This is a genomic window from Bradyrhizobium macuxiense, from assembly GCF_007993935.1.
GTDB classification, from domain to species: Bacteria; Pseudomonadota; Alphaproteobacteria; order Rhizobiales; family Xanthobacteraceae; genus Bradyrhizobium; species Bradyrhizobium macuxiense_A.
This window is the reverse complement of sequence record NZ_VITY01000007.1, coordinates 304,234-317,520: the sequence shown is the minus strand read 5'-3', so window position 1 is coordinate 317,520 and position 13,287 is coordinate 304,234. Positions and strand designations below refer to the sequence as shown.

Below are 13,287 nucleotides of genomic sequence, written 5' to 3'. Positions count from 1 at the left end.
CGACGGAGATCCCCCTCGTGAATGCCCCTGTCCGCGCCGACGATGCACTGCGCCTGGAAGACTTTCCCTATCGGCTGTCCGACAATGTGCGCTTTGCCGATCTCGACCCGAACGGGCACGTCAACAACGCCGTCTATGCGAGCTATTTTGAAACCGGCCGCGTCACGCTGGTGAAGGACCGCAGCATGGGGCTGATGCCGGCCGGGCTCGGCTGGATCATGGTGCGCCTCGACATCCATTTCCGCGCCGAGCTGCACTGGCCGGGCCAGATCGAGCTCGGGCTCGGTCTCGTCAAGTTCGGGCGGACATCGACCACCTTCGATCAGGTGGTGTTTTCGCAGGGAAGATGCGTGGCGTCGGCGAAGGCGGTCACCGTGATGATCGATGAGGCCACGCGCAGGCCGACGCCGCTGCCGGCGGAGGTCAAGGAAAACTTCCGCCGCTGGGTCCGTCGCGGAGTGAACCCGGACGGCGAGTAACGAATCTCAGGCCTGCCGTTCCGGCGTCGAGACGACCAATCCATCGAGATCGTCGGTCACCTTGATCTGGCAGGACAGCCGCGAATTCGGACGCACGTCGAAGCCGAAATCCAGCATGTCCTCTTCCATCGGCGACGGCGCGCCGACCTTCTCGCGCCACGCTTCATCGACATAGACATGGCAGGTCGCACAGGCGCAGGCGCCGCCGCATTCGGCTTCAATGCCGGGAATGGCGTTGCGGATCGCGCCTTCCATCACCGTCGCGCCGTTCTCGATCTCAACTGTGCGTTTCTCGCCGCTATGGTCGATAAAGTGGATTTTGGCCATGATTGCTCGTGCTGCCGGAATGCGCCGGACGATGGATGGAAAGGTCCCGGGCAGTCGTATAACGGGTCGGTCCGCACAGCGCCAGCGCGGAGACCGAAAACCTGCCGGCCGGCCCCGGCGGCATCCCGGCCGCTACGGCAGGCCCCGGAGATGGGAGAGGCCTAGGACCGGCCCAGAATCAGCTCAATCGCGCTGCGCGCCTCGCCAATCGCGGCCCCGAGCGCAGCAAGGGGCTGGGCCGGATCGAGACCGCCGGCCAGTGCGGTTTCCAGATTGGCGGCAGCCTCGGCGACGCCGAAGGCGCCGATTGCCCGCGCGGATCCCTTCAGGGTGTGGGCATGGGTCGGTGCGTCGGGCGGCAGGGCAGACAGTTCGCCAAGGATCCGGGCCGACTGGGTCGAGAACATCGCCAGCACTTCCCGCTCCAGGGCAGGATCGCCCAGTGTCATGCGCCGGAGGTGATCGACGTCGATCGGCCCGTCGCCAGGCGCGAGCGGCGGCGATTGGGTCCATTCAACCCGTTCGAGATGAAGTGGCATGGCCTGTCCCTGTCGTTTCCACCCGGCCTTCACCGGCGGACCGTCAGCGAGCCAATCACGAAACTGGTTAACGAATTGTTGTCGGGATGATCGGCAAAACCGCCCGATTCTGGACAATTTCCGGACACAATCGGCTCTCCGGGGCGGGAATTTCGAGTACCCATAAGGCCTTATGGCGCAAAGCTGTTAACGATGATTAAGAAAGTATTAATCGCAAGCATTTCATTCGCATCACTCTCCCCATAGGATGTTTGCGGATGTAGCGGACAAGCCGCCGAGGGGGCGCTTGCGCTCCGCTTGTGGGCACACCGGCTTCGAGCTTGCGTGGGGACGATCGCAGGCTCGCCGACGCGTAAAATAGTGAGAGGGTCAGACTGAACATGGCGAACACTCCCAAGAAGGTCAAAGATCCCACCGAAGTCGCGCTTTCTGCCATCCAGGAAGCCCTCAACATCAGCGAACAGGGCGCCGAGAACCGCAGCGCGCTCAACGAAGGCGCGGCGCCGCCCAGCCTGCCGCCGTCGGCCGCGGATTTTTCCGCCACCTCGTTCGATCAGCGTCCGAATACCGACCGTTCGGCCTTCGAGCCGATCGAAGAACCGCGTGCCCCTCGCCGCGCCGCCAATGATGATCGCGAGACCATCGGCCAGATGCTGCAGACGCTGCAGGGAGGGCGCGCCCGCAACGCCTTCACGCTGTTCTTCGTCTGCTCCGGCGCCTGGCTGCTCGGCGGCGTGATCCTCACCATCGCGTTCTGGCCCGCGCTGCAGGCGTCGATGGCCCAGGGCACCGGCGTGCTGGTGCTCGCCGGCCTCGCCGCGCTGTTCGCCGTTCCGATCCTGCTGTTCTACTATCTCGCCAGCCTCGCCGCGCACGGCCAGCGCATGCAGATGATCGCGCAATCGATGGCGCAGGTCGCGATGCGATTCTCCGAGCCGGAAAACGCCGCCGCCGATTCCATGGTGACGGTCGGCCAGGCGATCCGCCGCGAGGTCGCGGCGATGGGCGATGGCGTCGAACGCGCGATCGCGCGCGCCGGCGAACTCGAGACCCTCGTCGCCAACGAGGTCGCGGCGCTGGAGCGCGCCTATTCCGACAATGAAGTGCGCATCCGCGCGCTGCTGCAGGACATCGCCCACCAGCGCGACAACCTGGTCGGCCAGGCCGAGCAGGTGCGCAGCGCGATCTCCGGCGTGCAGATCGACCTGCGCCACGACATCGCGCTGATTTCGGACGCGATCGCCTCGCGCGTCGACGAGGTCGCCAAGAGCATCACCGGCGCGCTGGAAGAGCGCGGCCAGCACATCACGACCGCGCTGAGCCATGCCGGCGACAACATGATCCTCGCGCTCGGCGAGCGCGGCGGCGACCTGCTCGACCGTCTCGAGGAAGCCAGCGCCGAGACCACGCGCGCGGTGATGGACGCCTCCGAGCGGCTCACCACCAGCCTCAACTTCAAGACCGGCCACGTCCATGACGAGTTCGTCGATCTGGCCGACCGCGTCCACGAGATGCTGAACGAGCGCATCGACCGCATCACCGGCGAGTTCGAGCAGCGTTCGTCCGCCATCGTCGACGGCATCTCCGACCGCACCGAGGAGGTCCACGACTCCCTGAAGAACTCCGCGGACTCGCTGCTGCTCGAGCTCGAGCTGCGCAGCAACGACCTCGTCAGCAAGATCGACGACGCCGGCAACCGCCTCGCCGGCCAGATCATGACGTCCGGCGACCGCGCGAGCGAGGCGCTCGACGTCACCGTCAATTCGCTGGTCGCCAAGGTGGTGGGCCAGACCGAGACGGCGCACGACTCGCTGTCGCTGCAGATGAGCGCGTTCGACGACCTGGTGAAGAACCACGGCAGCGAGCTCGCCGAGAAATTCGCCCGCGACTCCGGCACGCTCGGCGCGCTGATCACTCGCCACATCTCTGAATTCGACCGCACGGTGAAGACCTTCGGCGGCGACATCGTCGAGCGCATGGGCCAGCGCACGCAGGACATCGCCGACAGCCTGAAGACCTATGTCGACACCTTCGACAACCGCGTCACCACCAATAGCGGCGAGATCACCGCCTCGCTCGACCAGCGCCTGCTGCAGTTCGAGACCACCCTCGGCAGCCGCGTCACCAATCTCGACGCCTCGCTGACCGACAAGCTGTCGTCGTTCGACAGTTCGCTCGCCACCAGGATCGGCTCGTTCGACGGCCGCCTGCAGTCGCTGGACGATGCGATCGACGGCCGCATGAAGACGCTCGAGGTCACCTTCGAGAGCCGCGCCAAGTCGGTCACCGATACCATCGACGGCCATCTCGGCACGCTCGCGACGCAGCTGACCGAAGGCGCCACCCAGGCGATCCACTCGATCGACTCGCGCCTCGGCCTGCTCACCACGACCCTGACCGAAGGCACCGTGCAGGCGATCGCCGCGGTCGACCACCGCATCAACGGCGTCGCCGAGACCATCGACGGCCACAGCATCCGCCTGGTCGACACCATCAACGGGCACAGCACCCGCCTCGCCGACACCATCAATGGTCACAACAGCCGCCTCGTCGAGACCATCAGCGGCCACAGCTCGAACCTGACCGACACGATCTCGGCGCGCTTCGCCGACATCCAGCAGGGCATCGAGAGCCGCGTCGGCGTCATCGCCGGTGACATCGACACCCGCGTCGCGCAGTTCGAGGACCTGCTCGGCTCGCGCGTCGAGGCCGTCGCCGGCCGCCTCGAGAGCAGCGGCCGCCAGGCCAGCGAGGACCTGATGTCCCGCGCCGAGCTGCTGTCGTCGAGCATCAAGTCGCATGTCGAGGACGCCGAGCGCTCGCTGACCAATCTCGTGGTCAACACCAGCGAAACCATCCAGACCGGCGCGCGCACCGCGCAGCAGGCGCTGCTCACCGTGTCCGCCGACGTCGGCAACCAGCTCAAGATGAGCTCGGCCGAGGTCGAGAGCGTGCTGACCGCCGTCGGCACCAGCGCCGCCAACTCGATCCTCACCAGTGCCCGCGATGCGCAGGTCTCGCTGGTCTCCGCCTCCGGCGACGTCGCCTCGCAGATCAAGGCGCTGTCCGAGGACGTCGAGCGCACCCTGCAGGCGGCCGGCAGCGCCACCGCAGCCTCCGTGCTGTCCGGCGCCCGCGACGCGCAGACCACGCTGGTCAGCGCCTCGGTCGAGGCCGCAAGCCAGGTCAAGTCGCTGGCCGCCGATGTCGAGGCATCGTTGTCGATGTCCGGCTCCGCTGCCGCCGAAGCGATCATGACCGGTGCGCGCGAGGCCCAGACCACGCTGATCTCGACCTCGACCGACGTCACCGGCCAGGTCAAGTCGCTCGCCAGCGACGTCGAGCGCTCGCTGTCGATGGCCGGCTCCGCCACCGCGGAAGCCGTCGTCGCCTCCGCCCGCGAGGCCCAGAGCACGCTGGCCGGCGCATCCACCGAAGCCGCCAACCTCGTCCGCGCGCTCGCGGCCGACATGCAGCACTCGCTCTCGACCGCCGGCACCGCCACCGCGGAATCCATCGTCGCCTCCGCCCGCGAGGCGCAGAGCACGCTCGCCGGTGCGTCGACCGACGCCACCAACCTGGTCCGCACGCTCGCGGCCGACATGCAGCACTCGCTCTCGACCGCCGGCACCGCCACCGCGGAATCCATTGTCGCCTCCGCCCGCGAGGCCCAGAGCACGCTGGCCGGTGCGTCGACCGACGCCACCAACCTGGTCCGCACGCTGTCGGCCGACATCGAGCGTTCGCTGTCGATGGCCGGCTCCGCCACCGCGGAAGCCGTCGTCGCCTCCGCCCGCGAGGCCCAGAGCACGCTGGCCGGCGCGTCCACCGAGGCCGCCGATCTGGTCCGGACCCTCGCGGCCGACATGGAGCGCTCGCTGTCGATGGCCGGTTCGGCCACCGCGGAATCGATCACGTCGGGTGCGCGTGAAGCGCAGAGCACGCTGGTCAATGCGTCGACCGAGGCTGCCGAGAAGGTGTCGGCGCTCGCCGCCGACATCCAGCGTGCGCTGTCGATGGCCGGTTCCGGCACCGCTGAGGTGCTGACGGCCGGTGCCCGCGAGGCGCAGAACACCCTCGTCTCCGCATCCACGGATGCCGTCAACCACGTCAAGTCGCTGGCTGCCGATGTCGAGCGCACCCTGACGACGGTCGGCACCAATACTGCCCAGTCGATCCTCGGCAGTGCCCGCGATGCCCAGAACTCGTTCGTCGCAACGTCGAGCGAGGCCGCAACCCAGATCCGCGCGATCTCCGTCGAGATCGAGCGCACGCTGACCACGGCCAGCGCGGAGACCGCACAGACCATCCTGGGCAGCGCCCGCGAAGCCCAGAGCTCGTTTGCGGCGACCTCCGCCGATGCCGCCGCGCAGATCCGCACGCTCTCGACCGATATCGAGCGCGCGCTGGGTTCGGTCACGGCCAAGACCACCGACAACATCCAGACCTCTGCGCAGAACGCACAGGCCGCACTGATCACCATGTCCAACGAGGTCTCGACCAAGGTCAAGACGACCTCGGCCGACATCGAGCGTTCGGTGCTGTCCGCAACAAGCGCGTTCGGCTCGGCGATGACCGGCAAGACCGACGAGATCGTCACCTATGTGCAGCAGCAGACCGAGCGTCTGTCGCAGATGGTCGACGGCCGCCGCGGCTCGCTGATCGAGGCGCTGACCGCCAAGACCACGCAGCTTTCGAGCGACATGGACCGCGCCACGGCAGATGCGCTGAAGGCGATCGAAACCCGCGGCCTCGCCTTCTCGCAGTCGATGGCGGCGCATGGCGGCGACGTCGCGCGCAACATCACCTCGGCCGGCGATCAGGCGACCGGCGCGGTGGCGAAGTCGCTCAAGGAGCTCGAGCACGCCTCGCGCGCGGCGATCGACCAGTCGCGCCAGGTCTCGATCTCGGCGGTCACGGAGATGCAGGAGACCAGCAAGATCCTGCGCACCGATACGGTGGCGCTGTTCGAGCGGCTGCGCGAGGGCAACATCCTGCTGCAGGAAGTGTTGACCGGCGCCCACGACAACCTCAACTCGCTGGAGCGCGCGCTGGTGACCCGCGTGGCCGACTTCGTGTCCGCCATGAACGACGTCACCTCGCGCAACGGCGTCGCGACCCAGACGCTGGAAGACCAGCTCACGGTGTTCAACAGCAAGACCGGCAAGGCGCTGGAAGATCTCGGCGCGCTGTCGAGCCAGTTCGAGACCCATGGCAAGGCGCTGATCGATGCGGCTGCCGTGGTCGAGCAGGCCAACCGCTCGACGACGGCGTCCGTCAGCGAGCGCAAGGAGGCGCTGGAAGCGCTGGTCACCACCATCGACCTGCGCACCACCGATCTCGACCAGCGGCTGTCGCGCTTCACCGGGCTGCTCGATGAATCGCTCGGCGCGGCCGAGGAACGCGCCCGCGACATCGCCCGCGTGGTGGCGGAGACCGCAGGTGCCGGTTCGGCTGCGATCAGCAGGCAGTTCGAAGCGGTGCGCCAGGCGGCCGAGAACGAGCGTCAGCAGACCGTCGACGCCATGAACGAGCTCTACCAGCAGAGCAACGCCGAGACCGATGCGATGTTCAAGGAATCGACGGAGAAGTTCTCCGCGATGGTCACGGCGATGAAGCAGATGGCGAGCGAGATGCACAGCGAGCTCGAGGCCACCCGCAACGAGCTGCGCCGCGGCGTGCTCGAAATGCCGCAGGAGGCCGCCGAAAACACCGCGCAGATGCGCAAGGTGATCGTCGACCAGATCGAGGCGCTGGCCGAGCTGAACCGCATCGTCGCCCATCACGGCCGCGGGCTCGACGTGGTCTCGACCAACCGTGCCAGCGTCCGCCACGAGGAACCGGTGATGGCTGCCGCCGCCGGCGGCCGTGCCGACGTGCGGATGCGGGACAGCGTGCGGGACAATGGTAACAGCGCTTCGACGCTGCCGCCGCCCGATCTCGGCATGACGAGCTCGCGCCGCACGGAGGCCCCGTCGGTCAGCCCGGCCGGCTCCAACAACGGTGACGGCTGGCTGTCCGACCTGCTCAACCGCAGCGACGCGCCGCCGCCTGCCCCGCAGGGCCGCGACGCCCAGCAGCGGCCGCGTCCGCAGCAGCCGGCCGCCAATCCGCTGGAGTCGCTGTCGCTCGACATCGGCCGGTTGATGGATCGCACCCTGGCGGCCGAGATGTGGGATCGCTACCAGCGCGGCGAGAACAAGGCGTTCAGCAAGCGCCTCTACACGCCGGCCGGCCAGAAGGCCTTCGACGAGGTGGCCCGCAAGTACCGCGCCGATCGCGGCTTCAAGCAGACCGTCGACCGCTACATCGCGGAGTTCGAGCGCCTGCTCGACGAGGTCGCCCGCGAAGGTCGCGGCCAGCAGGAGCTGGCTGGCCACCTGACCTCGGAGACCGGGCTGGTCTACACCCTGCTCGCGCACGCCGCGGGACGGCTGGGGTAAGCTGATCGGCGAATAGTGAGTAGCGAATAGCGAATGAAGAACGGAGGCCGAAGGGCCTCCGTTTTGTTTTGGCGAGCTGATCAGCAGACCCGGTATCTGCGACGGCGCGATGGCAGGTCAACGACCGTCATTGCGAGCGAAGCGAAGCAATCCATCCCTCGGCGTACGCGGCGCGATGGATTGCTTCGTCGCGTCGCTCCTCGCAATGACGGACGGGGCTGGCAGCGAGCTCGCTATTCGCCACTCACCATTCGCCCGCTACGTCACTGCCGGCGCCGCGGGCCTGCCGGTGCTGCGGCGGGAGCGGGTGCGGGCTCGGGTGCGGCGTTGTTGCTGCCGCCGAAGATCACCCGGCTCGGGTTGCGGTCGAAATTGTTCACGGCGCGGCTGATGTCGGCGAGCGTGCGGCGACCGTCGTTGATCAGGAGATTGGTCCGCTTGTCGACATTGTCGGCGAGCTCGCGGATCGACTTCACCATCAGGTTCAGCTCGCTGCCATTGTTGCCGCCGGCGATTGCATTGAGGCCCAGCATCAGATTGTCGGCTTTGCCCATCACGCCGTCGACCTTGAGCATGACGTTGTCGATCTTCTCGGAATTGCGCGCCAGCGCCTCGGTGAAGACTTCGAGGTTCTTCAGCGAATTCTTCACCGACTGCTGATTGTCGGCGACGATGCGGTTGACGTTTTGCAGGGTGGCGCGGATCGCCTCGGTGACGTCCTGCAATGCGTTGGGGTCGGCGGTCAGAACCGGGATGCCGTCCTCATCCAGCGGCACCGGCGGGGCGGCCTCCTCACCGCCCTTCAGCGAGATCGCGGCGACGCCGGTGAGGCCCTGGAATTCGAGACCGACCAGGGTGTCCTTGCGCAGCGGTGCGTTGTTCTCGATCATCGCCAGCGCCACGACGCGCCGCGGATTGTCGAGCTTCACCGACACCACCTCCCCTATCCGGATACCGTTAAAATTGACATTGCCGCCATTGCGGAGGCCCGACGCCGGCCCCTCGAAGATCACCCGCAAGGGGCTGCGCTGCTTGGTGGTGTGCAGGCTCTGGAACCACAGCACGAAGCCGAACGCGGCGGCGATCACCGCCAGCGTGAAAGCCCCGATCAAGACGTAGTTCGCCCGCGTTTCCATCAATTGCTCGCGTTCATCACTCTTGAATTACTCTTGGGCTCCGGCGCAGGCAGCCTGCGTTCGAGCCGGTCGAATTCCCTGTTGGCGCATGATCTCGTCCGAAAACCGGCCTTCTCGTTTCGGGATCATGGGCTAGGCCACAACGGCTCGGGCGCGCTTGCCGTTGAAATATTGCTGCAGCCATGGATGCTGCGATGCCTTCATGTCGGCGATCGATCCTGCAGCAATGATCTTACCGTTCCCTAAAACGGCGATACGGTCGCACGCGGTGTAAAGACTGTCGAGATCGTGGGTTACCATGAAAACGGTCAGCCCCAAAGTGCGCTGCAAGGTCCGCACCAGCTCGTCGAAATCGCCGGCGCCGATCGGATCGAGGCCCGAGGTCGGCTCGTCGAGAAACACCAGCTCCGGATCGAGCGCGAGTGCGCGCGCCAGCGCGACGCGCTTGATCATGCCGCCGGACAGTTCCGACGGATAGCGATCGGCGACCTCGGGCTTGAGGCCGACCATCACCAGCTTCGCCACCATGATCTCGTCGAGCAGCCGCTGCGAGACGCGCAGATATTCGCGCGCCGGAAACTGGATGTTCTGGCGCACCGTGAGCGAAGAGAACAGCGCGCCCTGCTGGAACAGGATGCCCCAGCGCCGCTCGACGGCGCGGCGCTGCGACGAGCTTGCGGCATCGAGATCGACGCCGAACACTTCGATGCGGCCGGAGACCTTCGGCACGAGGCCGATGATGGTGCGCGTCAGCACCGACTTGCCGGCGCCCGACGGGCCGACAAAGCCGAGGATCTCACCGCGCTTGACGTCGAGGTCGAGGCCGTCGAGCACGCGCGTGGTGCCGAATTGCACGGTGACGTCGCGAACCCGGATGATGGCGTCGATGTCCTGCTCCGCCATGATCACATCCCGATCGAGGCGAAGAAGATCGCGAACACGCCGTCCATCACGATCACGAAGAAGATCCCTTTCACCACCGACGCGGTGGTGTGCTGACCGAGCGATTCCGCCGATCCCTGCACCGCCAGCCCCTCGACGCAGGCGACGATGCCGATCACCGCCGCCATGACCGGCGCCTTGACCATGCCGACGATGAAATGGTCGATCGATATGGCATCACGAAGGCGGAGCAGGAAGGCCTCCGGATCGACGCCGCCATAGAGCCACGCCACCAGGCCGCCGCCATAGAGCGCGGCCATGGCGCCGAGGAAGGCCAGGATCGGCAGCGCCAGCACCAGCGCCAGCATGCGCGGCAGGATCAGGACCTCGATCGGATCGAAGCCCATGGTGCGCAGCGCGTCGATCTCCTCGCGCATCTTCATCGAGCCGAGCTCGGCGGTATAGGCCGAGCCGGAGCGGCCCGCGACCATGATCGCGACCAGCAGCACGCCGATCTCGCGCAACACCAGCACGCCCAGCATGTCGACCACGAAGATGTCGGCGCCGAACCTGCGGAAATGGAAGATGCCCTGCTGCGAGATGATGCAGCCGATCAGGAAGGTGATCAGCACCACGATCGGCACCGCGCGCCAGCACACCTGCTCGAGATGATGCACCGTCGAGGTCAGGCGGAAGCTGCGCGGATGGATCAGCACCTTGCCGGCCGCGGCCAGCACCGCGCCGAGCATGTCGACCAGGCCGATGATGGTGCCGCTGACCCCCGCCACGGTGCGGCCGATCTGCTCGAGCATGCCCGTGATCGACAGCCGGTCGTTCACGACCCTGGGCGCTGGGCCGACGCGGCGGACCTCGTCGACCAGGCTGGAGTAATTGGCCGAGAGGCCCGCGATCTCGGCTTCCGCGCTGGCGTCGCTCAGACTGCGGCGCAGCCGCTCGATCAGCCAGGCGCCGAAGGTGTCGAGGCTTGCGACCTGCGACACGTCGATGAAGATGTGGGGACGGCTGCCGCGCAGCTTCTCGGCGTCGGAGACGATCCGCTCGAGCGCAGGGGCAAAGCGGGCGGTCCAGTTGCCCGCCGCGCACAACGCCAGTCCTTCGCCTTGGGCTATCCGCTCCAGTGTCGGGTCGCCGCTCACCTTTTGCCTACCCCTCAAGCCGGCTGGCCGTAGCATCTCCGGTGGCTTGCCGGATCGGCTTGTCGAATCTGTCACTAACCAGCCATAGTTGGTTGCGCGTCGCAAGCCACGGTTCAGGAAATAGTAGACTTTAAAATGACTTCCAGCCCATCCCGGACCATTTCCTTGAATGCTCGGATCGAGCGCTGGCCGATCGCCGGGACCTTCACGATCAGCCGCGGCGCCAAGACCGAGGCGGTCGTGGTGGTGGCCGAGGTCAGCCAGGGAGATCTGGTGGGCCGCGGCGAATGCGTGCCCTACCCCCGCTATGGCGAAACGCCCGAGGCGACGCTCAAGGCGATCCAGGCGATGCAACAGCCCCTTGCCGAGGGCATGGACCGCACGGCCTTGCAGGCCAAGATGCCCGCTGGCGCCGCCCGCAACGCGCTGGATTGCGCGCTGGCGGACCTCGAGGCCAAACGCGCCGGGCAGCGGATCTGGAACCTGCTCGGCCGGCCTGCGCCCGAACCGCGCACAACCGCCTACACGATCTCGCTCGGAACATCAGAGGCGATGGCGGAGGCCACCGCGAAGGCCGCGCATCGTGCGCTGCTCAAGATCAAGCTCGGCGGCGATGGCGATGGCGCGCGGATCGCGGCCGTGCGCAAGGCGGCACCGCGCTCCGAACTGATCGTCGATGCCAACGAAGCCTGGACCGAGCACAACCTCGCCGCCAACCTCAAAGCCTGCGCCGATGCCGGCGTCACGCTGATCGAGCAGCCGCTGCCGGCCGGCAAGGACGAAGCGCTGGCGCGGATCAAGCGCCCGGTTGCGGTCTGCGCCGACGAGAGCGTGCATGACCGCGCTTCGCTCGCGGGCCTGCGCGGGCGCTATGACGCCGTCAACATCAAGCTCGACAAGACCGGCGGGCTGACTGAAGCGCTCGCGATGGCGGACGCCGCCCGCGCCCACGGCTTCGAGATCATGATCGGCTGCATGGTCGCGACCTCGCTGGCGATGGCGCCGGCGATGCTGATCGCGCAAGCCGCGCGCTTCGTCGATCTCGACGGCCCGCTGCTGCTGGCGCGCGACCGCGACGACGGCCTGCGCTACGAGGGCAGCCTGGTCTATCCGCCGGAGGCCGCGCTGTGGGGATGATGGTGGGTTAGGCGTCGACGCGCCAGCCACATCACGAGCCCGCCGGTGGCCGCCATCGCGGCCATCATGTCGTAGACGCCGAGGCCGAAGCGCGCATAGACCAAGCCGCTGACGATCGCCGTGGTGCTCGCGACGATGCCGCCGCAGGCGGTGAGATAGCCCTGTGCGCGCGCCATCACATGCACCGGCACGTGATGCACCATCAGCCCCATGATGCCGACCTGGGTCAGCCCGAAGCTTAGCCCGTGTCCGAGCTGGACCACGGCCAGCACCGCAAGCGGCGGATCCTGCGCGGTGATCGCCCAGCGCGCCACGGCGCTGGCCGCCGCGATCATCACCAGCACCGCCGACGGCAGCGTGAAGCGCGGCGAGGCCGCAAACAGCACGATCTCGGCGATCACGCCGAGCACCCAGAGCACCGCGATGGTCAGGCCGCTGAAACCGGCCTGCTGCCAGGCAATCGATGCGAAGATGTAATAGGCGCCGTGGCTGCCCTGGATCAGCGCCGAGGACACGATGATGGCGAGGAAGGTGGGATTGCGCAGCAGCCGCGGCGAGCCGGCCGCGTGCGCGACGGCGGCCACCGGGCGGCCCAGCGGCCGCAACGTCAGCCCGACCAGCGCACCGAGCACCGTCACGGCGGTGATGATCCAGATCAGATCGACCTCTGCGACATAGCGCAGCAGGAACCCGCTGATCAGCGCGCAGACCGCGAACGCGGCCGAGCCCCACAGCCGCAGTGGTCCGTAGCTGAGGCCGAACTGCCTGACGCCGCGCAGCGCATAGGCGTCGGTGAGCGGCACCATCGGCGTCCACACGCAGCAGGTCAGCGCATAGACCGCGAGCAGCACGAACGGCTGGTGCTGGGTGCCGATCACGGCAAAGCCGAGCGCGGTCGCAAAGCCAGTGGCGATGATCGCGCCGCGCAGCATCTGGCGCCGTTCCGCGGCCGCGGTGACCAGCGGCAGCACGGTGAAGCGCGTTACCGGCGGCACCGCGGTGATGATGCCGATCCAGGTGGCATCGATGCCGATCGCTTTCATCCACACCGTGAAAAACGGCAGGTGAACCCCGGTCATGCCGAACAGCGTGGCATAGAATGCCGCAAGGCTGCGCGCGAATCGCCGCGATGCAACTTTTGCTGCAATGGGGATTTGTGATTCGGAAGACATCAATTCAATTGCGAT

9 protein-coding genes are annotated in these 13,287 nt (G+C 67.2%); 3 read left to right on the top strand and 6 right to left on the bottom strand.

Annotated elements, in window-relative coordinates; all coding sequences use genetic code 11:
• Positions 1–17: 17 nt before the first annotated feature.
• The gene (locus FBZ93_RS20480; RefSeq protein WP_146987899.1) at positions 18–479 is read left to right on the top strand and encodes an acyl-CoA thioesterase; all 462 of its coding nucleotides are present in this window, start codon (positions 18–20) and stop codon (positions 477–479) included.
• A 6-nt stretch (positions 480–485) separates the two neighbouring features.
• Here FBZ93_RS20480 and FBZ93_RS20475 read toward each other — a convergent pair whose 3' ends face one another.
• Complete coding sequence (locus FBZ93_RS20475; RefSeq protein ID WP_018272592.1) at positions 486–806, bottom strand: 2Fe-2S iron-sulfur cluster-binding protein; 321 nt, start codon at positions 804–806, stop codon at positions 486–488.
• A gap of 161 nt (positions 807–967) precedes the next feature.
• Positions 968–1,345: an Hpt domain-containing protein gene (locus FBZ93_RS20470; RefSeq protein WP_146987897.1), complete on the bottom strand. Its 378-nt coding sequence runs from the start codon at positions 1,343–1,345 to the stop codon at positions 968–970.
• 380 nt (positions 1,346–1,725) lie between these two features.
• On the opposite strand from FBZ93_RS20470, the gene FBZ93_RS20465 reads away from it, so the two are divergent.
• Positions 1,726–7,788, top strand: a complete 6,063-nt coding sequence (locus FBZ93_RS20465) for a negative regulator of septation ring formation (protein ID WP_146987895.1) — start codon at positions 1,726–1,728, stop codon at positions 7,786–7,788.
• Positions 7,789–8,051: 263 nt separating this feature from the next.
• On the opposite strand, the gene FBZ93_RS20460 is transcribed toward FBZ93_RS20465, so the two are convergent.
• The 3 genes from FBZ93_RS20460 to FBZ93_RS20450 form a co-directional block, all read right to left on the bottom strand.
• Complete coding sequence (locus tag FBZ93_RS20460; protein ID WP_146987893.1) at positions 8,052–8,924, bottom strand: MlaD family protein; 873 nt, start codon at positions 8,922–8,924, stop codon at positions 8,052–8,054.
• A gap of 132 nt (positions 8,925–9,056) precedes the next feature.
• A complete protein-coding gene (locus tag FBZ93_RS20455) occupies positions 9,057–9,827 on the bottom strand; it encodes an ABC transporter ATP-binding protein (protein WP_074131927.1) in 771 nt (256 codons plus the stop codon).
• A 2-nt stretch (positions 9,828–9,829) separates the two neighbouring features.
• Entirely contained in the window at positions 9,830–10,963 is a 1,134-nt protein-coding gene (locus tag FBZ93_RS20450; RefSeq protein WP_167529125.1) for an MlaE family ABC transporter permease, read from the bottom strand.
• Between the two features lie 135 nt (positions 10,964–11,098).
• On the opposite strand from FBZ93_RS20450, the gene dgcA reads away from it, so the two are divergent.
• A complete protein-coding gene (gene dgcA, locus FBZ93_RS20445) occupies positions 11,099–12,100 on the top strand; it encodes an N-acetyl-D-Glu racemase DgcA (RefSeq protein ID WP_146987889.1) in 1,002 nt (333 codons plus the stop codon).
• Here dgcA and FBZ93_RS20440 read toward each other — a convergent pair.
• Complete coding sequence (locus FBZ93_RS20440) at positions 12,070–13,272, bottom strand: MFS transporter (protein ID WP_146987887.1); 1,203 nt, start codon at positions 13,270–13,272, stop codon at positions 12,070–12,072. The genes dgcA and FBZ93_RS20440 overlap by 31 nt on opposite strands.
• Between the last annotated feature and the right edge of the window lie 15 nt (positions 13,273–13,287).